Origin of the sequence: Caproicibacterium amylolyticum (assembly GCF_014467055.1) — a bacterium.
Classification (GTDB): domain Bacteria; phylum Bacillota; class Clostridia; order Oscillospirales; family Acutalibacteraceae; genus Caproicibacterium; species Caproicibacterium amylolyticum.
Genome location: NZ_CP060696.1, coordinates 2,225,304 through 2,248,156, shown reverse-complemented (window position 1 = coordinate 2,248,156; position 22,853 = coordinate 2,225,304). Strand labels below are relative to the sequence as shown.

Genomic DNA, 22,853 nt, shown 5'->3' with positions numbered 1-22,853 from the left:
GAGTATGCTATAATACTTTTAAATCTTAAAATCAACTGGCATCGGCGGAAAGGAGCGTTTCATGTACAAAATCTTAATTGTTGAGGATGACCCAATCATTGCGGCTTCTGTTGCAAAGCATCTGACCGCATGGGGGCTGCAGACGGGAATAATTCAGGACTTTCACAGTGTTACGGCAGAATTTGCTGCGTTTGACCCGCAGCTTGTGCTGATGGACATTTCCCTGCCGTTTTACAATGGATTTCACTGGTGTGAAGAGATTCGCCGTATTTCGCAAGTGCCCATTATCTTCCTATCTTCAGCGGCAGACAATATGAATATTGTAATGGCCATGAACATGGGCGGTGATGATTTTATCGCAAAGCCGTTTGATCTCAATGTGCTGACCGCGAAAGTGCAGGCGGTTCTGCGGCGCACCTATGACTTTGGCTCTCCCGCAAATCTGATTGAACACGGCGGAACAATTCTCAATCTTTCGGATGGTACACTCTCCTTTGGTGAACAGAAAACGGAACTTTCCAAAAATGAATTAAAAATTTTGCAGGCGTTGTTCGAAAGCAACGGCAAAGTTGTGCGCCGCGAGGATTTGATGACCCGCTTGTGGGAAACAGACTGCTACGTTGATGAAAACACGCTGACGGTAAACATTAACCGCCTGCGCCGGAAGCTCGCAAAAATCGGCCTTACAGATTTTATCCTCACAAAAAAAGGCCTTGGCTATATGGTGGAAGCATGAAACTTTTTCTTTCCTATTTGCGTATGCATACAAAAGCAATCTTACTGGTCTGCATTGCCGCTGTGATTTTCAGCATCGTCTTTGCACTGTATGACTTGCCGCTGGCGGCAGTTGGCTACGCGGTGCTGCTTACTTTCTGTGTAGGGCTGGTTTTCACATTTGTGGACTACCTGCTCTTTCGGGAAAAGCACTTTGCGCTGCAGTCCCTTGCCAAGCGGATTGTATACAGTCTGGATGGTCTGCCGCCGGCAAAGTCGCTGATGGAGGAAGACTATCAGACGGTAATTACGTCTCTTTACCGCTGTACCGCCTCGCTGACCACGCAGTATGACCGTTCAAGGTTGGAAATGGTGGATTACTATACCCTGTGGGCCCATCAGATTAAAACACCGATTGCTGCTATGCGTATTCTGCTGCAAACGGACGAAAGTGAGGAACGCTCTGCTTTGCAGGATTCTCTCTTTAAAATTGAGGAATATGTGGAAATGGTACTTTCCTACCTGCGTCTGGACAGCGACATCAGCGATTTTGTGCTGAAACATTACCCACTGGACTCTATTGTGCGGCAGGCAGTGCGCAAATATGCACCGCTCTTCATTCGGCAGAAAATTACGCTGTATTATCAGCCGCTGGATTACAGTGTGCTGACAGACGAAAAGTGGCTTTTATTCGTGATTGAACAGGTGCTTTCCAACGCGCTGAAGTACACCCGAACCGGCGGCAGTGTAGAGATTTATTTAGAAAACGGCAGTACATTGGTGATCGCCGACACCGGCATTGGCATTGCACCGGAAGATTTGCCGCGCGTTGGGCAGAAAGGTTTTACCGGCTACAACGGCCGCACTGACAAAAAATCAACTGGAATCGGGCTGTATCTCTGCCGGCGGATTCTGGCAAAACTTTCTCATACATTCGTTATAGAATCGCAAGTTGGCAGGGGAACAAAAGTAAAAATCGGCCTGAAAAGTGTGCATTTGACAGTGGAGTGAAAAGCGGCGCTGTTCTAAAATTCCTGCCGCCGAATCAGTCTCCTTTTTAGCGGAAGAAAAAGGAAATCTATGCTTACTTTTGCTTGACAAAGCATTTCATCAGGAATATAATTATTCCATAAATAGACTTCATTTTATTTAAATTCGTAAATAATTTCATCAATATGAAATGCAGCAAAGGCGCCGCTCCCGAAAGATGGGTGCCGGCGCTTTTCATTTACTGCAAAGGAGTAGTTTTATGCAGGTACCGGCAGTTTTTAATATACAAAAATATTCCATTCATGACGGTGACGGCATACGGACAACGATTTTTTTTAAGGGCTGCCCGCTGCACTGCGCCTGGTGTCATAATCCGGAAAGCCAGAATCCAAATCCCGAACTGCTCTGGATGGAGGAAAAATGTACAGGGTGCGGCGAATGCGTAAATGCCTGCCGTCAGACGGCAGTTTCGCGTACAGAGTTGGGAAAAATCCTTTTTGACCGCGGCAAGTGCACTGCCTGCGGGGAATGTACCGAGTGGTGCCTTGCAAATGCCAGAGAAACAGCGGGAAAGATTTATACCGTTGAGGAATTGGTGGAGGAAGCAGAAAAGGACAGCATGTTTTATGAACAGTCCGGCGGGGGCGTTACGCTTTCTGGCGGTGAAGTTATGACCGCCAAACCGTTTTCCTATGTCACAGAACTGGCACAGCGGCTCTGTGAGCGTGGAACAAGCGTTTACATAGATACCAGCGGGTGTGTGGAATGGGCACGTTTCGCGGCGGTTCTGCCGTATACAGACACGTTCCTGTATGACATCAAAGCAATGAATCCGCAAAAGCACCGGCAGTACATCGGCGCGGACAATCAGCTGATTCTGGAAAATCTGCGTCGTCTGAGTGATGCGGGCGCACGCATTTACCTGCGCCTGCCGCTGGTGCATGGTATTAATGACAGCGAAGAAGACATAGACGCAATTATACAATTTTTAAAGACGGGTATCCACACGGCGCAGATCAATTTGCTGCCGTATCACAATACAGGAAAAAGCAAGTATGACCGGCTGGGGCGTGTCTATGATCCACAGGGGCTTTTTCAGGTGCCCGCAAAGGAACAGTTGGAAATGATTGCAGGCCGGTTTCGGCAGAACGGTTTTGCCAATGTGAAAATAGGGGGATAACGAGAATGAGTGAAACAACTGGCTGCTGTGCCGTACCAAGTCAGCAGAAACAGAAACAGCACGGCATGAATGAACGTGTCCGCCGCCTGCGGGAAGAGAGCCTTTCCGCACAGCCGCATCTTTACATGGAGCGGGCCAAACTGGAAACGGAAGCGTATCAGCTTTACGAGGGCAAGGTTTCCGTGCCGGAACTGCGTGCGCTGACCCTGCAGCATTTCTTTGCCCACAAAACAATTTCCATCAGCAAAGGGGAACTCATTGTCGGCGAAAAAGGGGATGGTCCGCAGGCCGCACCGACCTTTCCGGAACTGTGCTGTCACACGCTCGAAGATATGCAGGTGATGAATGACCGCAAGTTAATCAATTTTGTAAACACGGAAGCGGATAGAGAATATCAAAAAGAAGTTATTATTCCATTCTGGGAAAAACGCTCAATTCGATATAAAATTCTGGAGAAGATGACGCCGGAGTGGAAAGCGGCCTATGGGTGCGGAATTTTCACGGAATTTATGGAACAGCGCGGCCCCGGCCATACAGTTGGTTCCGAAAAAATCTACCGCAAGGGTTTGCTGGAGTATCAGCAGGATATTCAGAATGCACTGGATGCACTGGACTTTTACCACGACCGTAACGCACTGGAAAAGCAGAATGAACTGAAAGCCATGTCGATTGCGTGTGATGCAGTGATGACACTCAGCCGCCGTTACGGCGAGTTGGCACGCAGCATGGCGGCGGAAACGGAAGACGATGCGTGGAAAGCGGACCTGCTGCGGATTGCAGCCAACTGTGAGGTGGTTCCCGCGCACAAACCGCAGACGTTCCATCAGGCGCTGCAGATGTACTGGTTTGTGCATCTGGCGGTGACCAGTGAACTGAACCCGTGGGATTCCTACAGCCCCGGCAGACTGGATCAGCACGTATATCCGTTTTACAAAAAGGATACCGAGGCGGGTACACTGGACCGCGCACACGCGCTGGAACTTCTGGAATGTCTGTGGGTCAAGTTCAACAATCAGCCCGCGCCGCCGAAAGTGGGCATCACCCTGAAAGAAAGCGGCACTTACACCGACTTTGCCAATATCAACACCGGCGGTGTTGCGCCGGACGGCACCAACGGTGTCAATGACGTAAGCTATCTGATTCTGGACTGCATGGATGATATGAAGCTGCTGCAGCCAAGTTCCAACGTGCAGATCAGCCGCAAAACGCCAAGCAAATTTTTGCTGCGTGCCTGCGAAATCAGCCGCAAGGGCTGGGGGCAGCCGGCTTTTTACAATACCGAGGCAATTATTCAGGAACTGCTGAACGCGGGCAAATCCATTGAGGACGCCCGCGGCGGCGGCACCAGCGGCTGTGTGGAGACCGGCGCTTTCGGCAACGAAGCGTATATTTTGACCGGCTACTTTAATCTGCCGAAGATTCTGGAACTGACCCTTTTTAACGGCTATGATCATGTAGCAAACTGCCAGCTGGGTCTGCAGCTTGGCAGTGCGGAGGATTTCCACTCCTATGAGGAACTGTTTGCGGCGTATCAGAAACAAATCGAATATTTTCTGAATATTAAAGTGCGCGGCAGCAACGTGATTGAAAAAATTTATGCGGATTATATGCCGGTTCCGTTTCTCTCGGTCATTACCAACGACTGCATCAAAAAAGGAATGGATTACAACGCGGGCGGCGCACGCTACAACACCAGCTACATTCAGGGCGTTGGAATCGGTACGGTTACCGACTGCCTTGCCGCAATCAAATATAATGTGTACGATAAACAGAAATTCACCATGACCCAACTCACACAGGCTCTAATGGATGACTTTGAAAAGGAACCGCGTATTTTGAATCTGGTGCAGAACCATACGCCGAAGTACGGAAATGACGATGATTACGCGGATGAAATTATGCGTTCCGTTTTTGATTTTTACCAGAAGGCAGTGACCGGACGGCCCAACATGCGCAGCGGGCAGTACCGCATCAATATGCTGCCGACTACCTGCCATGTTTACTTCGGCGAAGTGATGCTGGCAAGCGCCAACGGCCGCCGTGCGCACAAACCGGTCAGTGAGGGGATTTCTCCGGCAAAGGGCGCGGATACGCACGGTCCGACCGCTGTCATCAAGTCCTGCGCAAAGATGGACCACGTGCGCACTGGCGGCACACTGCTCAACCAGAAATTCCCGCCAAGCGTGGTGGCTGGGGAGCAGGGGCTGCAGCAGATGGCGAATCTGGTTCGCACCTATTTCAATATGGACGGACACCACATCCAGTTCAATGTGATTGACCGCAAAACACTGTTGGACGCGCAGGCACACCCGGATGAATATAAAGATTTGATTGTGCGTGTGGCGGGCTACAGCGACCACTTCCGCAATTTGAGCAAAGCGCTGCAGGATGAGATTATAGAGCGTACCGAGCAGAGCTTTGCTTGACTTGCTCTTTTTGCAGAAACAGTTTACAATAGTGCTGTAATAAAATGCCCTTACAGTAAAAGTTTCGCCCGCCTTTTCAAAGGCGGTAGGGTTTGGGGCAGCGCCCCAAGGTTTTGCCCTTGACCGTAAAGCACTTTGTATAAGAAAAAAGAGTTTCCGACAGCATTTCCTGCGGTGGCGAAGCCACGCCGCAAGAGCAAGACCTTGGGAGCGCCTTCCTTGCAGGCTCCCAAATCCGCGAGCGCTTCTGAGGATACTAAGGGCAAGGGACAAGGCCGTGGGCGCTGCCCACACCTGCAGCCTTGTGAACAAGACTGGCGAAAACTTTACTGTATTGAGAAAATCAAGATAGTTGATTAACTAAAGGAGCAAATACAATGAAGCTTGGATTTATCGGCTGCGGAAATATGGCGTCTGCCATGATTTCCGGCATTCTGAAAAACGGCATCTGTGCACCACAGGAAATTACCGTTTCCGCAAAAACACAGGCAACGCTGGACAAAGCAAAGGCAGAGTATGGTGTTTCCACAGCAACCGCGAATGCAGAGGTCGTTAAGGTGGCAGATGTAGTTGTGCTGGCAGTGAAACCGCAGTTTTACGCGGAAGTAATTGCGGAAATTAAAGACGCGGTCAAACCCGCACAGATGATTATTACGATTGCACCTGGCAAAACGCTTGCGTGGCTTGCAGAGCAGTTCGGCCAAAAGTTGCCGATTGTACGCACCATGCCGAACACACCCGCAATGGTCGGGGAGGGCATTACCGCCGCCTGCCCGAATGAAACGGTGACAGACGAAAATCTGAAGTGCGCACTGAAAATTCTGGAAAGCTGCGGCAAAGCAGAAGTGATACCGGAGCGCCTGATGGATGCGGTGGTTGCTGTCAGCGGCAGTTCTCCGGCTTACGTTTTTCTGTTCATAGAGGCAATGGCGGATGCTGCGGTTGCAGACGGCATGCCCCGCAGGCAGGCATACACCTTTGCGGCGCAGGCGGTGCTGGGCAGCGCGAAGATGGTGCTGGAAACAGGCAAACATCCCGGCGAACTGAAAGATATGGTCTGTTCCCCGGCAGGTACCACGATTGAAGCTGTGCGTGTACTGGAGGAAAAAGGCTTCCGCGCAAGTGTGATGGACGCTATGAAGGCCTGTTCTGACAAGGCAAAATCTGTTTAACAGCGTATAAAGAACATAAAATCGGCACTCTCAGCGTCTTGACTGAGAGTGCCGATCCTTTTTTATAAGCGGGCTAATTTGGCTTTCTGCAGCGCGGTAATCAGCACCGGCAGCAGGACAAGCTGAATCAGGATGCCGGGCAACGCGGTAACAAAGGAGGCAGTTAGCCACGCAGTCAGTGTGTACTTTCCGGCAGAGAACAGCAGTGCCTGTACCACACCGGAAACTACGCGCCCTGCCAGCATGGAAGCTGCAAGGCAAATGTAAAGATCCTGCAGCGGCTTTCTGGTATGTACATGGTGGTACAGCAGACCCGATACCAAGCCGTAAACCGCCAGTTCACAAATCATGCTTGGCAGTATCGCCATGGGCGGCATACCTGTAAAAATTGCGGAAAAAAGAGGCGTTACAGCGCCGCAGAGTGCACCCAACGGCCAGCCGCATAAAAATCCACACAGCAGCACCGGAATGTGCATCGGCAGAAAAACACTTCCGCCGTTTGGAATGGAATGAAAAACAAGCGGCAGCACAATGCCGAGTGCCACGCAAAGGGCGCCCATAACCAGGCGTCGAGTGGTAAAAGTTTTCAACTGTATTTCCTCCTGATGTTGAAAAGTAAAAGCAGCTGGGAACCGAAATCTTGCTTTCGGCAGCCATGCTGCTTTTATTATAAAGTATAAAACTTTGCAATGCAATTAATTTGTTTCCACTTCCACCTTGTGGCAGGCCACAAAGTGGTTCGGGCGAACCTCGCGCAGCTCAGGTGACTTTGTGCGGCAGGTGTCATCCGCATAGGGGCAGCGGCTCGCAAAGGGGCAGCCCGGCTTCGGATTAATGGGGCTTGGCACATCGCCGGAAAGAACCTGAATTTTTTTCTGTGCTTCTTTGTCGGGGTCCGGAATCGGAACAGCGGCAAGCAGTGCCTTACTGTAAGGATGCAGTGTGTGCGAATAAATTTCATCACTGTTCGCAAGCTCCAGCAGGTTGCCAAGGTACATAACCGCAATTCGGTCAGAAATGTACTTGACAATGTTCAGGTCATGGGCAATAAACATGTAGGTCAGGCCCAGCTTCTGCTGCAGTTCTTTGAGCAGATTGATAATCTGGCTCTGAATAGAAACGTCCAGAGCGGAAATTGGTTCATCACAGACAATGAATTCCGGTTCGATTGCGAGTGCACGGGCAATGCCGATGCGCTGACGCTGGCCGCCGCTGAATTCATGCGGAAAGCGGTTGGCATGCTCACGGTTCAGACCGACTGTTTCCAGCAGTTCATAAACGCGCTCCTGACGCTTTTTGGCATCATACATATTGTGAATTTCCATGCCTTCGGAAATGATGGTGCCGACCGTCATGCGGGGGTCAAGGGATGCATACGGATCCTGAAAGATAATCTGTGCTTTTTCAGAATAAGCAAAGCGGTCTTTTGTACGCTTCAGGTCAACGGGCTTTTCGCGGTACTTAATGACACCCTTTGTCGGGTGGTAAATGCCCATTACCACACGGCCAAGCGTGGATTTTCCGCAGCCGGATTCACCGACAACACCAAGTGTTTCACCTTTGTAGATGTCCATGGTGATGTCGTTGACAGCTACCAGTGTCTGCTTTTTGCCGACATGGAAGTGTTTGGAGATGTGCTCCAGAGTAATCAGCTTTTCCTTATCCATTATGCGTCGGCCTCCTTACTTTCACTGGATTTGGCGGCACTGCCGGGAAAATCCGGGTGCAGGCGCCAGCAGGACGCGGTGTGGTTTTCACCAATGGTGAATTCCGGCGGCTGCTGCTCGCGGCAAATCTTCATGCAGTGCTTGCAGCGGCTTGCAAAGGCGCAGCCCTTCGGCGGTGCATACAAGTCCGGAGGGGTACCGGGGATGCTGACCAGCTGCTCATTTCGGTCGGTGTCCACAGTCGGCAGGCTGCGCAGCAGTGCAGAAGTGTATGGGTGTGCATGGCGATAGAAAATATCATGTGCGGAACCGTGCTCCACAATCTTGCCGGCATACATGACTGCAACGCGGTCCGCAAGGTTTGCAACCACACCGAGGTCATGGGTAATCAGAATAATTGCGGTGCCGGTTTCCTCACGAATCTTACCCATCAGCTGCATGATCTGCGCCTGAATGGTTACGTCCAGTGCGGTAGTCGGCTCATCTGCAATCAACAATTTCGGGTTGCAGGAAAGCGCCATGGCAATCATAGCACGCTGACGCATACCACCGGAAAATTCATGCGGGTACTGCAGGGCGCGCTGCTCCGCATTTGGAATCTGCACCATTTTCAGCAGCTTGATAGCTTCTTCCTTACATTCTGCTGTGGAGAGGTGTTTGTGCTTACGCAGAGTTTCAGTCAGCTGTTTGCCAACGCGCATGGTTGGGTTCATGCAGGTCATAGGGTCCTGAAAAATCATGCTGACCATCTGTCCGCGGATGCTCTGCATTTCCTTTTCGCTTGCGGCAACAATGTCCTTGCCGCACAGGGTTATGCTGCCTTCCTTAATGCGGGCAGGAGGCATGGGGTTGAGCTTCATAATCGTTTGTGCGGTAACGCTTTTGCCGCAGCCGGATTCACCGACAATCGCCAGCACTTCGCCTGCGTCTACATGGAGGGAAACACCGCGTACTGCGTGAACTTCACCTGCATAGCTGTCAAACGAAACGTGGAGATTTTCAACTTTCAGTATTTGTTCCATTGTAAGTTACCTCCTCAGTTTCGGGTCAAATGCATCACGCAGCTGGTCGCCCAGCAGGTTGAAGGACAGCATGGTAACGCAGATGAAGAGAGCTGGCACAACAAGCTCGAACGGATACTGCTGGAAAACAGCAATGCCGTCATTGGCCAAAATGCCCCAGGAAGAGTTCGGCGGTGCAATGCCCAAGCCGAGCATTGACAGGAACGCTTCTGTAAAGATGATGTTCGGAATGTCCAGCGTTACATTAACGATGATAACGCTCAGAATATTTGGAACCAAGTGACGGCCGATAATGCGGCGGGGCTTTGCACCCATCGCCTGCGCGGCAATCAGGAATTCCTGTTCCTTCAGTGACATGACCTGGCCGCGCACCAGCCGCGCCATGCCGGTCCAGCCGGTGATGGAGTATGCGATGATGATGCTGCCAAGGCCACGGTCCATAACAATCATCAGCAGCATAACGATAATCAGGTAAGGAATACCACTGATAATTTCAACGATACGCATCATTACATTATCGACAGCGCCGCCGAAGTAGCCGGAAACGCCGCCGTAAATAACACCAACGAGGCAGTCGATAATTGCAACGGCAAATGCAACGGTCAGGGAAACGCGGGCACCTGCCCAGGTACGTACCCAGATATCACGGCCAAGTGCGTCTGTGCCGAAAATATGAACGCCGTTAGTAAGAGAATCAACAGACATTGGCGGTTTGTTGGAAAATGCAACATTTTGCTGGGAAATTGAAAAAGTGCTGAAGAACGGAATGAAAATAGCACCGATAATCAGGATTACCAGCAGAATTGTGCATATTACAGCAGTTGGGCTGCGGCGCACGCGGTTAAAAGCATCTTTCCAGAAACTGATGGAAGGCCGTGCAATGGCTTCCATGTCAGCTGTGTCGGTACCGATACGCTCAAAAGCGGCAGTGTCAATATGGCCTTTCGGGTCATACTGCAGCACTTCTGCCGGAGCGGCCGGCTGAGTTTTCTTTGCCATAGGTCTTCCTTACTCCTTTCCACCGGTCAGTTTGACCCGCGGGTCAATCAAACCGTATACAATATCGACCACAAGGTTCGCAAATACCAAGAACGCTCCATAGAACAGCGTCGTGCCGGAAATAACCGTGTAGTCATTGGACTGTACACACTGCACGAAATATTTGCCGAGGCCTGGAATTGCAAATATGTTCTCAACTACGAAAGCACCGGTCAGTACAGCTGCTACCAGCGGCCCCAAAACGGTTACCACTGGCATGATGGCGTTGCGTACTGCGTGTTTCCAAATAATCTGGGTCTGTGAAAGCCCTTTCGCTTTTGCAGTCTTTATATAATCCTGACTTAAAACATCCAGCATACTGGTTCGCATCAATCGGCTGATGGTTGCCATGGAACCGAACGCCAAGGCGAATGCAGGCAGGATTTTACTGTTAAAGCCCGTCCAGCCCATGATAGCAAACACGCGCACACCAGTGGCCTGGAAAAGTTTAAGTCCGAGGAAATACTGAATTAAAGCACCAATGATGAAGGACGGGACGGAAACACCAATCAGTGCAACCAGCATGGCGGCAGTGTCCCCGGCTTTGCCGCGGTGTACTGCGGCAACAATGCCGAGCAGTAAACCAACAATAAAAGCAAAGATGAGGGAGCGGATGCCAAGGTCAAGCGAAACCGGGAACGCCTGACCAATAATATCCACAACAGCACGCTTGTCAGCCAGTGAAATACCGAGGTCACCATGCAGAACATTGGCAACATACAAAACAAACTGTACGAAAAGCGGCTTGTCAAGTCCATACTTGGCATACATGGCATCTTTGGTTGCCTGGGGAATGGCTTTTGCACCGATGAACGGGTCACCAGGTACCAGATGCATGAGCGCAAAGGTTACTGCAATAAGTACGAAAATCGTAATTACCGAGTATACCAGTCGTTTCAAAATGTACGAAACCTGTTTTGGCAAGCAAAATCAACTCCTTTAATTTTGCAGCAACCAGATTTCCGCAGGCACAGGACAGCGGCAACGGGCCGTCCCAGTTCCCATTGGCAGCTGACTGCGTCGGCGGTGCTTGTGCTGCGTAATGATTTTTTGCAGAATAGAGGCAGGAGGCTTCTGCGGCCTTTTTCCGGGATACTGAAAAAATCGAGACGTGCAGGTTTCAATGCAGAAGAGGGCGCTGAAACTGCACCGGATTTTCTGCAAAGCTGTTTTCGGTTGTCTTTTACACAGCAGCAAATGCCGTGCGCTGTGCGTCTCGATTATTTTAGTATACCCGAAAGTTTGTAGTGCTGCAGGGGAAATTTCCCTTGCTTATGAAAGCTGCAAAGCTGAAGCGTTTGGCTTTGCAGCTTTCATAAGCAAATAGAGCCACGGTAACCATGGCTCTATTTGCAGATGGAACACAATAGAGATTGTTGTGGAAGATTACTTCTTTGTAATCGTTGCTCCGTCAGAGAAGTCATACTCCTGGAAACCGGAGCGGGTCATGCCGGAAATCTTGGAAGTGGTTGTGTAAGGAACAACCTGGAAGTAAAGCGGATATACAGCGCAGTCGGTGGAAGCAACCAGCTTTTCAGCCTGACGCAGATAATCCTGACGTTTTGCAACATCCGCTTCTTTGGTAGCTTTGTCAATCAGGCTGTCATATTCTTTGCTGGAATACTTGCCGTTGTTATTGCCGTTTGTGGTAGTCCACATATCCAGGAAGGTCATGGCATCGTTGTAGTCTGGAGACCAGCCAGCCAGCACAATGTCAAAGTTGCCCTGGTTCATAGCAGCGATACGAGCCTTGAAAGCCATCGGTTTCAGTTCAACGCTGAGACCGAGTGCGGATTTCCACTGCTCCTGGAAAAAGGCAGCCTGCTGCTGCGCAACGGAAGTATCATCTGTAATGAAAGTGAGCTTCAAGCTGTCCTTTGTCAGACCAGCTTCTTTTAAGCCTTCATCAAGGAGCTTCTTTGCATCTTCTACATTGTAGGAATCCAGCTTTTCGCGGCCGTCTGCATAGTATTTGTTGTTAGCGCCTTTAATGTTGGTCGGAACCAAACCGTCGGCAACAACGGAATCGTCCTTCAAAACATCTTTTACGAAGCTGTCAAGGTTAATGGCTTCGCCAAGAGCCTTACGAACTTTTGCGTTGTCCAGACCCTTTTTCTTGGTGTTGTACTGGAAGTACCAGTTGGAACCGGCAACGTACTTCTGTACGGCCTGACCTTCATTTGTCAGCTGAGTGATCTGATCACCGGTCAGGTTGATGCAGTCAACTTCACCAGCCTTAAAGGCATTCATACGTGCATTGGCGTCTTTCATCATCAGATATTTGACTTTCTTAATCTGATTATTGGAAGCATTCCAGTAAGCATCGTTCTTTTCTAGAATAATGTGGTCATCATGTGTCCACTCGGAAATCTTATAGGCACCGTTGGTGACAATCTGCTTCGCATCTTTGGCATACTTGTCAGCGCCAATGGATTCAAATGCTTTCTGGTTCAGCGGCATGTAAGCTGAGAAAGCCATCAGCTGCAGGGCATAAGGCAGCGGATTTTCAAAGGTGAGCTCAATCGTGGAGTCATCTTTTGCTACACAGCCGAGGTTCTTTTCTGCTGCGGCAACCTTTGCCTTTTCGTCAGCAGTCCGCTTAGCGGGAGCGGTCTTAGTTGCGTCAAAATAGGCCTGCCCATTTTTGATATTGGTATAAAGGATAAAGCCATAGGTTGCACCGTTGGACTTATCCATACCTTGTTCCCAAGCGTAGATGAAGTCTTTTGCGGTTACGGGTTCACCGTTGCTCCACTTTGCATCCTTGCGCAGGTGGAAGGTGTAGGTCTTTTTGTCAGCGCTGACTTCCCACTTTTCAGCCATATCGGGCTGCGGGTTGTCGTCTTTGTCCAGCCGAATCAGACCGGACATCACCATGCGCAAAATGTCGGCAGAAGCAACATCTTGAGTTTGTACGGTGTTCAGTTCCGGGGGCTCCGCACGCATATCTACTGTTACCATATCTGGGTCGGAAGTACCTTTGTACAGACTGGTGGCAGCTGTGGAAGCAGCACTGCTTGCCGCAGTTGAAGCAGCGCCGCTGCTTGTTGTTGTACTGCCGCTGCAGGCTGCCATGGAAACTGCCATGGTACCGGCGAGGAGTACTGCAAGAATTTTTTTCATATGATTCATAACTCTTTCCCTCCATTCAAATGACACATCTGAATTATTAAATTGGACTACTTGCATATTATACTGTCTTATTATAAAAAAAGCAAGTGCAATTTCCGGAATATGAAGAAAGAACTTTGCAATCCTGCAAAAACGAGCACTAAGTTTTATAAGTATTGCATAAACGAATGCTTTAATATAACGCCTTCGTTGTATCATATTAACAAACTAAACAGTTAGCACTTTAAAAAATAATCACTTCAAAGCAAAAAAGTTTTTATTTTTAAGTGCTACTTGGCATTACACTAAAGTAGTAAAGACAAGAAGCATGTTCATTTTCATTTAAATAATATAACAAAAGAAAAAACTTATTGCTGTTCGGGAAAGAAAGGACTTCTTTCGGTACGGGATTTGTCCGTTTTTTAAACGTTTTTTTCGAAAAAGGATAGCTAAATTGCAAACATTGTATTATAATAACTATATCGTCGTTGGCATGACGATATTTTTCTGTGTCATACTGGCAGCAGTTTTACGGGAGGCAAACTATGAAGCGCATTTTTCTGATTGTGCTGGACAGTGTTGGCATTGGTGAAATGCCGGATGCTGGTGCTTACGGAGATGAGGGAAGCAATACGCTGGCGGCGGCTGCCACCAGTTCGTACTTTTCCATGCCGAATATGCAGCGGCTGGGCCTTTTTAACATTGACGGTGTTTTCTGCCGCCCCGCAGTGGAACATCCGGCGGGTGCTTTTGCACGCATGACGGAGGTTTCCAAGGGCAAGGATACCACGATTGGTCACTGGGAAATTGCCGGCATTAACTCCACCAAGCCCTTGCCGACTTACCCAAATGGCTTTCCAAAAGAAGTGCTGGAGGAATTCAGCCGCAAAACCGGACGTGCAGTGCTTTGCAATAAGCCGTATTCCGGCACGGAGGTCATCAAGGACTATGGGCAGGAGCATGAGCGCACAGGTGCACTGATTGTTTACACTTCAGCCGACAGTGTGTTTCAGGTGGCTGCACATGAGGACATAGTTTCAGTGGAAGAGCTTTACCATGACTGCGAAATTGCACGAAAGATGCTGGTCGGCGAACATGGTGTTGGCAGGGTAATTGCGCGGCCGTTTACCGGCAAATATCCGGATTACACCCGTACTACCCGCCGCCACGACTTTTCTCTGCTGCCGCCGCAGACCACGATGCTTGACCAGCTTTCCGCTGCGGGCAAAGATGTGATTGCGGTCGGCAAAATCAATGATATTTTTGCGGGCAAAGGTATTACTGAGTTCACAAGAACAACCGGAAACGATGATGGTATCGCTCAATCCATCCAACTGACAAAGCGGGATTTTAATGGTCTGTGCTTTGTGAATCTGGTCGATTTTGATATGCTTTATGGTCACCGCAATGATGTGGAGGGTTACGCGAAGGGGCTGACCACTGTGGACAAAGCTGTTCCCGCCCTGCTGGAGCATTTGGGGCCGGATGACCTGCTGATGTTCACTGCCGACCACGGCTGTGACCCCATTACGCCCAGTACTGACCATTCACGTGAATATACACCTTGGGTGATTGCAGGGGCGCGCGTGCAGGCAGGTGCCAATTTGGGTACACTGCGGACTTTTGCGGATATTGGCGCAACTATACTGGATGCATTCGGCATCCAGCCTGAAATCACAGGAACTTCCCGCTTGGCTGAGATTGTAGGCTGATCTGTGGGAAAAAATGAAAGAGGCTGTCTAAACGCCGAAAACCCGTGTTTCTGTCGGCGGAATGCCGCAAATACACGGATTTGATATTTACTTCTACTAATAGGAGGAAGCAACAAGATGAAAAAGATGAAGAAACTGCTGGCTGCTGTTTTGGCCGGTGCAATGGCTGTGTCAATGGGTGCCTGCGGCGGCACAGGAACAGCCGTCAGCTCTGCTGCCGGAAGCAGCGCAGCGGAAAGCACTGCGTCTGTGGCAAGTGCAGCAGGTACAACCAGCAACACCACTTCGGTAGACGGCAAGGGCTACAAAATCCGTATGGTTACAGATACCGGCGGCGTAAACGACCAGTCTTTCAACCAGTCTTCCTGGGAAGGTCTGCAGAACCTGAAAAAGGACACAGGCGCGGATGTCAATTATATTGAATCCAAGCAGGAGTCCGACTATGCTACCAACCTGGACAAGGCTGCCGACGACGAGTCCAAGCTCATTTGGGGCATCGGTTTTGCAATGGCGCAGTCCATCGGCACTGCTGCAAAGGCAAACCCGGACATCAATTATGCGATTGTTGATAATGGTTACGATGCAAAGTCCATGCCTGCTAACGTAGCAGGTGTTATGTTCCGCGCACAGGAGCCTTCCTTCATTGTTGGCTACATTGCAGGCAAAACAACTAAGACCGGTAAGGTTGGTTTTGTCGGCGGCATTACCAGCAACATCATTGACCAGTTTGAGTTCGGCTACAAGGCCGGTGTTGCTTATGCAGCAAAGGAACTGAACAAGAAGATCACCGTTGATGCACAGTATGCGGAAAGCTTCTCTGATTCTTCCAAGGGCAAGGCAATCGCAAACAGCATGTTCTCCAGCGGCTGTGATATCGTTTTCCATGCAGCAGGCGGTGTTGGCGTTGGCGTTATTGCCGCAGCTAAGGATGCCGGCAAGTATGCAATCGGCGTTGACCGTGATCAGGCTTACCTGGCTCCGCAGAATGTTCTGACTTCTGCACTGAAGCTGGTCCACGCGGCGGTTGAGGATGTTTCCAAGAAATCCATGAGCGGCGAAAAGATTGGCGGAAAGACCTATACCTACGGCCTGACAGAAGATGCTGTCGGCATTCCGGAAGAGCACAAGCTGATGGGTGACGCAACCTACAACGCAGCCCTGAAGGTTGAAGCTGACATTAAGAGCGGCAAGATTACTCCGCCGGCTACCAAGGCAGAGTTCGAAAAATATCAGAGCTCTTTAAAGTAAGCAGCAGTAATCGGGAAACTCCCCTGAAACGGGTTCCCTAAAAAGCGGGGCGTTCTCTTTTGGGCGCTCCGCTTTTTTTAGAATAAAAGAACGACTACGCGGAGGTAAGTCAAAATGGAGGTCAGCAGCGACTATGCGGTGCAAATGCACGGCATAACGAAAATCTTTGGTACCTTCTGTGCGCTGGACAAGGTAGACCTGGATGTGAAAAAAGGGACTATCCACTCCTTGCTGGGTGAGAACGGCGCGGGAAAAAGTACGCTTATGAACGTGCTGTACGGGCTTTATCAGGCGGATGAGGGTGAAATTTACCTGAACGGAGAAAAGGTAAATATCACAAACCCAAACATTGCCATTGCCCACGGTATCGGCATGGTGCATCAGCATTTTATGCTGGTGGACAATTTTACAGTTACACAGAACATTATTCTGGGCAACGAAACCACCAGCCGCTTCGGCGTACTGGACATGAAAAAAGCTCGGGAACATGTGGAAGGACTGGTCCAAAAGTACGGTTTGGAAGTAGACCCGGATGCCAAAGTGGAGGACATTTCCGTCGGTATGCAGCAGCGTGTCGAAATTCTGAAGGCGCTGTACCGCGGGGCTGATTTGCTGATTTTGGACGAACCAACGGCTGTGCTGACGCCGCAGGAAATTGAAGATTTGATTGAAATTATGCACAACCTGATTGCGGACGGCAAAACCATTATCATCATCACGCATAAGCTCAAAGAAATTAAGGAAAGCTCCGACACCTGCACCATTATCCGCCGCGGCAAGTACATTGACACCGTGAATGTCGCTGATGAAGACGAGGAGGAGCTTGCTTCCAAGATGGTCGGTCACGCCGTACAGTTGGTTGTGGAAAAGACTCCGGCGCAGCCCGGCGAAGTGGTGTTTGAAATCGACAACCTGAATGTCAAGGATGACCGCGGGCTGCCCGCCGTGCAGAACCTTTCGCTGCAGGTGCATGCTGGCGAGATTGTGGGCATTGCCGGCATTGACGGCAACGGCCAGAAAGAGCTGATTGAAGCAGTCACCAATCTGACGAAAGCCGAGAGCGGCACCGTGAAAATCAAGGGTGAGGAAATTCAGAACACCAACCCGCGCAACGTGATTGACCACAAAATTGCTACGATACATGAAGATAGGCAGAAGCGCGGGCTGGTAATGGACTTTACTGTTGCGGAAAACGCAGTTCTGGAAAAGTACCGTACCAAACCGTACAGCAAAAACGGCATGCTGAACCGCGCGGAGATTCTTTCCTTCACGAATGGTCTTATCAAGGATTACGATGTCCGCCCGGAGGACTGCGCAAAGCATCCTGCCCGCGGACTTTCCGGCGGCAACCAGCAGAAAGTAATCATTGGCCGTGAAGTGGCGAATGAACCGGATTTGCTGATTGCTGTGCAGCCGACCCGTGGTTTGGATGTCGGTGCGATTGAATATGTACACAAAACACTGATTCGTGAGCGCGACCGCGGCCGTGCAATTCTGCTTGTTTCTTTGGAACTGGACGAAATCATGAGTGTTGCCGATACGATTGATGTACTCTATAAAGGGCAGATTGTGGACAGTTTCCGGCAGGGCGAGGTAGACGAAAAAACCATCGGCCTGCTCATGGCGGGAGGAGAACAGAATGGAAAAGACAGTTAAAATCCTGAAAAAGCCGATTACTTCCACGATTATTGCAATCGTGTGCGGCTTTGCAGTGGCAGCCATAATTCTGGCTGTTGCCGGGTACAATCCGGGGGCGGCGTTCGGCTCGCTGTTCAGCGGCATTTTCGGTAAGCCAAAGTACATTTCCAATGTGATTATCAAGGCAACGCCAATTACGCTGACCGCTTTAAGCGTTGCGTTTGCCTACAAAGTCGGTTTGTTTAATATAGGCGCTGAAGGGCAGTACATTGTTGGCGCAGCTGCTGCTAATATTGTTGGTTACCTCTGCAATTTTCCGCCAATCATTCAGATCCCGCTGGTTGTACTTGCTGGTACAGCAGCAGGTGCTTTGTGGGGCGGCATAGTTGGTTTGCTCAAAGCAAAATTCGGCATTCATGAGGTGCTGACCAGTATTATGCTCAACTGGATTGCTTTCTACCTTTCTAATCTAATTGTGAATACAACGATGTTCCACCAGCCAAACTCCACAGCGGCTTACCCGGTCAACGCAAGCAGCTACACTATGCTTCTGCCAAACTGGAAGACCAGTGACGCGGGACTGGCGGCGCTCAGCGGCAATAAATGGCTGCGGGAAGTCATGCTGAAAACGGATGTCAATTTTGGTTTCCTGGTTGCGATTGCGGCGGCAATTTTCATTTCTATGCTGCTGTACCGCTCCACCAAGGGCTATGAACTGCGTGCGGTTGGCATGAACCGTGACGCCGCTGAATTCGCGGGCATTCCGGTTGCAAAAAACATAGTAATTACGATGCTGATTGCGGGCGCGCTTTCCGGACTTGCTGCAGCACTGGTGATTACCGGTACCAACCCGCACCGTATTTCCACGCTTTCTGCATTTGAAAACAGTGGTTTCAACGGCCTGTCGGTTGCCTTTATTGCGGGCAGCTCCCCGATTGGCTGCATCTTCGCCGGCCTGCTTTTCGGCGGACTGCTGTATGGCGGCCAGTCCATTCAGGCAAACATCGGTGCGCCGAGTGAGATTATCAATATTATGACCGGCACCATCGTGTTCTTTGTCGCGCTGACAAAGATTGTTCCGGCGCTGGCAGTCCGGCTTGAGAAGAGGGGGATGCGCAATGCTAAATAATATTTCGTTGCTGATTGGCAACACCTTCATGTATTCCGCTCCACTGATTTTCGGTGCGCTGGGCGGTGTCATTTCAGAACGTTCCGGCGTTGTAAACCTTGGTATTGAGGGCATGATGACCGTTGGTGCTTTTGTAGGTACGGCGGTCGGCTACTTTACCGGCAACCCGTGGATTGGCTTTCTGGTAGCCGGCTTGGCGGGCGGCCTTTTCGCGCTGCTGCACGCAGTGGCTTCGATTACGTTTAAAGCCGACCAGACAATTTCCGGCATTGCGCTGAACCTGATTGGCCCCGGCCTGGCACTGTTCCTGTGCCGGATGTTCTTCTCAGGCGCTACCATGACGCAGCCGGTTCCGCATAAACTGCCGAAAATTTTGGGCGGTGCGCAGAGCAACACAGTGGCACAGAACCTGAACTTTGACAGTACGGTTATCCTTGCGTTTGTCGCTATGCTTGTCATGTGGTTTGTGCTGTACCGCACAAAATGGGGACTGCGTGTGCGTTCTGTCGGTGAGCATCCCGCAGCGGCGGATACGCTGGGTATCAGCGTGACCCGCACCCGCTACGTCTGTGTCATCCTTTCCGGTGTGCTGGCAGGTTTCGGCGGCGCTTCCATGACGCTGGCGGTTATCCAGCAGTTCACGCCGACGGCGATCAGCGGGCAGGGCTTTATTGCGCTGGCAGCTGTAATTTTTGGCAAGTGGACACCGCAGGGCGCATACGGTGCATGCCTGCTGTTTGGCTTTGCACAGGCTTTGGCGGTGTTCATGGGCCTTGTGAAAGTTCCGATTCGTTCGGAGATTTTGGCAATGCTGCCGTATATTCTGACGATCATTGTGCTGATTCTGTTTGTTGGACGTTCCGTTGCACCGAAATCGGACGGCCTGCCCTACGAAAAAGGCACACGCTGATTAATAAAAGAGTGGGACGGTTTTGCCTTAGCCGCCCCGCTTTGTCCTTTCAGTGAAGTTTTTGCCAGACTTGCATGCCCCGAATGGGGTATGTTCACAAGGCCGCGGCAGGCTTCGCTCCCACACCCTTAGTCGCTTTCTAAGAAAGCGACGGAAAGTAACAAAAGAGCAACAAAAATTCTGATTTTTAGAAAGAAGGTATGCAGTATGATGCGCGATTCAGAAAAAACGATTGGAAACCTGATTGACAAAACAAAACTTACCATAATCGGCTATATCGACAGTGATGGCTATCCTGTCAGCAAAGCAATGTTGGCTCCGCGTGAGCGGGAAGGAATCAAGACTTTCTGGTTTTCAACGAATACTTCCTCAAATAAAATAAAATGTTTTCGGACAAACCCGAAAGCGAGCATTTACTTTGTAGACAAGCGCTTTTTTCGTGGGGTTAGCTTGACGGGGACTGTAGAAGTGCTGGAAACACCAGAGGCAAAGCAGAAAATCTGGCAGCAGGGTGATACTATGTATTATTCCGGCGGCGTGGGTGACCCGGATTACTGTGTACTGAAATTCGCTGCCGATAAGGGCAGGTATTACAGCAATTTTAAATCAGAAGATTTTGATATATGATAATTTTTGGAAAGAAGGCTCTACTATGGATATTGAAAAGATTCTTGGCTGCGTTGACCACACCCTGCTGACGCAAACGGCGACTTGGGCGGAAATTCAGCAGATTTGTGACGATGCGATGCACTACAAAACCGCTTCCGTCTGTATTCCGGCAAGTTATGTGAAACAGGCAAAAGCGTATGTCGGCAGCCGTATGGCGGTCTGCACGGTGATTGGTTTTCCAAACGGCTACTCCACCACCGCGACAAAAGTTTTTGAAGCAAAAGATGCTCTTGCAAACGGTGCGGATGAAATTGACATGGTCATCAATATCAGCTGGGTAAAGGATGGTCGGTTTGAGGATGTACTCAACGAAATCCGCGAGGTCAAAAAGGCCTGCGGCAGCCATATTTTAAAGGTGATTATTGAAACCTGCCTGCTTACCGATGCGGAAAAGATCAAGATGTGCAAGGTCGTAACGGATTCCGGTGCGGACTTTATTAAAACATCCACTGGATTTTCTACCGAGGGCGCTACCTTTGCAGATGTGGAACTGTTCCATCAGCATGTCGGCGGGAATGTGCGCATTAAGGCTGCGGGCGGCATCGCTTCCCTGGAAGATGCCGAAAAGTTTCTAAACTTGGGTGCAAGCCGCCTTGGCACCAGCCGCATTGTGAAAATCATTAAGAAAGAAGAAGCACACGGGTATTAAAATTTCGTGTGAAAAAGGAGGAATCCGCCGTGCGAATGTATGATATCATCGCGAAAAAGCGGGATGGCGGTGTGCTGTCGGATGAGGAAATCCAGTTTTTTATAACCAGTTATGTTGCAGGGGAGATTCCGGATTATCAGGCAAGCGCACTGCTGATGGCAATCTTTCTGCGGGGTATGACTCCGCACGAAACAGCGCAGCTGACCATGTGCATGGCACACTCCGGCGATATGGTAGATTTGTCTGCAATCGATGGAATTAAAGTGGACAAACATTCCACCGGCGGCGTCGGTGACAAAACAACGCTGATTGTTGCACCAATCGTTGCGTCCCTTGGTGTGAAAGTAGCCAAAATGAGTGGCCGCGGGCTGGGACACACCGGTGGCACGATTGATAAAATGGAATCCATTCCCGGTCTGCACACCGACCTTGACCGCGCACGCTTTTTTGAAATCGTGCGGCGCGTTGGCTGCTGTGTGGTGGGACAGACGGGCAACTTGGTGCCTGCGGATAAAAAGCTTTACGCTCTGCGGGACGTTACGGCGACTGTCAACTGCATTCCGCTGATTGCTTCCAGCATTATGAGCAAGAAAATCGCTGCTGGCTCCGACTGTATTTTGCTGGACGTCAAAACCGGCAGCGGCGCGTTTATGAAAACGGTGGAAGATTCCATTAAGCTGGCACAGGCAATGGTAGAAATCGGTGAACACGTCGGCCGCCAGACTGTGGCCCTTATTACCGATATGGACAGACCGCTTGGCTGCAATATCGGCAATGCAATAGAGATAGAAGAGGTGTGCAGCACGCTGCACGGCGAAGGCCCGGAAGACCTGACAGAGGTGTGTCTTGACCTTGCCGCCAATATGCTGTATCTTGCCGGAAAAGGTGCTCCCACTGCCTGCAGGGCGCTTGCCCGCGGACAGATTGCCAACGGGCAGGGTTTTGCGAAATTCTGTGAAATGGCTGCCGCACAGGGCGGCAATCCAGCCGTGCTCGAAAATCCTGCCTTGTTCCCGAAGGCGGCAGCAGAATACGATGTACCGGCAGCAGCGGACGGTTGGATTACCGCGATGGACACGGAAAAATGCGGTATTGCTTCCGTGGAGCTGGGCGCGGGTCGCGAGCAGAAAGGTGACCCGGTTGATTACAGCGCGGGTATAGTGCTGCTGAAAAAGACCGGCGACTGTGTATGCCGCGGCGAGCCGATTGCACGCTTTTACGCAGCAGATAAGCAAAAATGTGTTTCCGCCGCACAGCTTTTTGAGGGTGCGGTTTCCATTGGGCAGGAAGCACCTGCGCCGGTTCCACTGGTTCACGCACGTGTTTCAGCGGCTGGTGTGGAACGGTTTTAAAAAATGCAGGTGTAGGCAAAACTGCACCTGCATTTTTTGCGTTGTTCTTCGTAAACTGATACGGTACTGTTTTCATGTGTGCAGAATGTGTTTGTCTTGTACAGGAAAGCATGGTATAATCAATTTAACCGATGCTTTTAACGCGGTGCAGGCAGGCATAGTGCGGCCTGATTCATTCAGAATGCCAGTCTGCACTGTTGTAGAGAAGCTTAAAGTATATTGAAAG

General features: G+C 50.3%; 19 protein-coding genes. 13 read left to right on the top strand and 6 right to left on the bottom strand.

What is annotated here, in order from left to right; genetic code table 11:
- Window positions 1-61 precede the first annotated feature (61 nt).
- From H6X83_RS10735 to proC, 5 genes are all read left to right on the top strand, one after another.
- Window positions 62-736, top strand: a complete 675-nt coding sequence (locus tag H6X83_RS10735) for a response regulator transcription factor (RefSeq protein WP_212506477.1) — start codon at window positions 62-64, stop codon at window positions 734-736.
- Complete coding sequence (locus tag H6X83_RS10730; RefSeq protein WP_212506476.1) at window positions 733-1,725, top strand: sensor histidine kinase; 993 nt, start codon at window positions 733-735, stop codon at window positions 1,723-1,725. Before H6X83_RS10735 ends, H6X83_RS10730 begins: the two co-directional genes overlap by 4 nt.
- 238 nt (window positions 1,726-1,963) lie before the next feature.
- A complete protein-coding gene (locus tag H6X83_RS10725) occupies window positions 1,964-2,884 on the top strand; it encodes a trans-4-hydroxy-L-proline dehydratase activase (protein ID WP_212506475.1) in 921 nt (306 codons plus the stop codon).
- A 5-nt stretch (window positions 2,885-2,889) separates the two neighbouring features.
- Window positions 2,890-5,310: a trans-4-hydroxy-L-proline dehydratase gene (gene hypD / locus H6X83_RS10720; RefSeq protein WP_212506474.1), complete on the top strand. Its 2,421-nt coding sequence runs from the start codon at window positions 2,890-2,892 to the stop codon at window positions 5,308-5,310.
- 377 nt (window positions 5,311-5,687) lie between these two features.
- Complete coding sequence (proC, locus tag H6X83_RS10715) at window positions 5,688-6,482, top strand: pyrroline-5-carboxylate reductase (protein ID WP_212506473.1); 795 nt, start codon at window positions 5,688-5,690, stop codon at window positions 6,480-6,482.
- A gap of 62 nt (window positions 6,483-6,544) precedes the next feature.
- Here proC and H6X83_RS10710 read toward each other — a convergent pair whose 3' ends face one another.
- The 6 genes from H6X83_RS10710 to H6X83_RS10685 form a co-directional block, all read right to left on the bottom strand.
- Window positions 6,545-7,072: an ECF transporter S component gene (locus H6X83_RS10710; protein ID WP_246419198.1), complete on the bottom strand. Its 528-nt coding sequence runs from the start codon at window positions 7,070-7,072 to the stop codon at window positions 6,545-6,547.
- Window positions 7,073-7,177: 105 nt separating this feature from the next.
- Window positions 7,178-8,149, bottom strand: a complete 972-nt coding sequence (locus H6X83_RS10705; RefSeq protein WP_212506472.1) for an ABC transporter ATP-binding protein — start codon at window positions 8,147-8,149, stop codon at window positions 7,178-7,180.
- A complete protein-coding gene (locus tag H6X83_RS10700) occupies window positions 8,149-9,171 on the bottom strand; it encodes an ABC transporter ATP-binding protein (protein WP_212506471.1) in 1,023 nt (340 codons plus the stop codon). The genes H6X83_RS10705 and H6X83_RS10700 overlap by 1 nt, the downstream gene beginning before the upstream one ends.
- Window positions 9,172-9,177: 6 nt before the next feature.
- Complete coding sequence (locus tag H6X83_RS10695) at window positions 9,178-10,170, bottom strand: ABC transporter permease (protein ID WP_212506470.1); 993 nt, start codon at window positions 10,168-10,170, stop codon at window positions 9,178-9,180.
- Window positions 10,171-10,179: 9 nt separating this feature from the next.
- Window positions 10,180-11,133 carry an ABC transporter permease gene (locus tag H6X83_RS10690; RefSeq protein ID WP_212506469.1) on the bottom strand — a complete coding sequence of 318 codons (954 nt, stop codon included), beginning with the start codon at window positions 11,131-11,133 and terminating at the stop codon, window positions 10,180-10,182.
- Window positions 11,134-11,595: 462 nt separating this feature from the next.
- Window positions 11,596-13,341, bottom strand: coding sequence for a peptide ABC transporter substrate-binding protein (locus H6X83_RS10685; RefSeq protein ID WP_212506468.1), 1,746 nt, complete (start codon window positions 13,339-13,341; stop codon window positions 11,596-11,598).
- A 524-nt stretch (window positions 13,342-13,865) separates the two neighbouring features.
- Between H6X83_RS10685 and H6X83_RS10680 the strand changes: the two genes are divergently transcribed.
- The 8 genes from H6X83_RS10680 to H6X83_RS10645 all read left to right on the top strand — a co-directional run bounded on the left by H6X83_RS10680 (window position 13,866) and on the right by H6X83_RS10645 (window position 22,627).
- Complete coding sequence (locus H6X83_RS10680; RefSeq protein WP_212506467.1) at window positions 13,866-15,032, top strand: phosphopentomutase; 1,167 nt, start codon at window positions 13,866-13,868, stop codon at window positions 15,030-15,032.
- Window positions 15,033-15,158: 126 nt separating this feature from the next.
- Window positions 15,159-16,280, top strand: a complete 1,122-nt coding sequence (locus H6X83_RS10675; protein ID WP_212508564.1) for a BMP family lipoprotein — start codon at window positions 15,159-15,161, stop codon at window positions 16,278-16,280.
- Window positions 16,281-16,394: 114 nt separating this feature from the next.
- A complete protein-coding gene (locus H6X83_RS10670) occupies window positions 16,395-17,936 on the top strand; it encodes an ABC transporter ATP-binding protein (RefSeq protein WP_212506466.1) in 1,542 nt (513 codons plus the stop codon).
- Window positions 17,920-19,047 (top strand): ABC transporter permease, encoded by a 1,128-nt coding sequence (locus tag H6X83_RS10665; RefSeq protein WP_212506465.1) that lies wholly within the window; start codon window positions 17,920-17,922, stop codon window positions 19,045-19,047. The genes H6X83_RS10670 and H6X83_RS10665 overlap by 17 nt, the downstream gene beginning before the upstream one ends.
- Window positions 19,037-19,957 (top strand): ABC transporter permease, encoded by a 921-nt coding sequence (locus tag H6X83_RS10660; RefSeq protein ID WP_212506464.1) that lies wholly within the window; start codon window positions 19,037-19,039, stop codon window positions 19,955-19,957. The genes H6X83_RS10665 and H6X83_RS10660 overlap by 11 nt, the downstream gene beginning before the upstream one ends.
- A 210-nt stretch (window positions 19,958-20,167) precedes the next feature.
- Complete coding sequence (locus tag H6X83_RS10655) at window positions 20,168-20,584, top strand: pyridoxamine 5'-phosphate oxidase family protein (RefSeq protein WP_212508563.1); 417 nt, start codon at window positions 20,168-20,170, stop codon at window positions 20,582-20,584.
- A 25-nt stretch (window positions 20,585-20,609) separates the two neighbouring features.
- A complete protein-coding gene (gene deoC / locus H6X83_RS10650; protein WP_212506463.1) occupies window positions 20,610-21,275 on the top strand; it encodes a deoxyribose-phosphate aldolase in 666 nt (221 codons plus the stop codon).
- Between the two features lie 29 nt (window positions 21,276-21,304).
- Complete coding sequence (locus H6X83_RS10645) at window positions 21,305-22,627, top strand: pyrimidine-nucleoside phosphorylase (RefSeq protein ID WP_212506462.1); 1,323 nt, start codon at window positions 21,305-21,307, stop codon at window positions 22,625-22,627.
- Window positions 22,628-22,853: the final 226 nt, after the last annotated feature.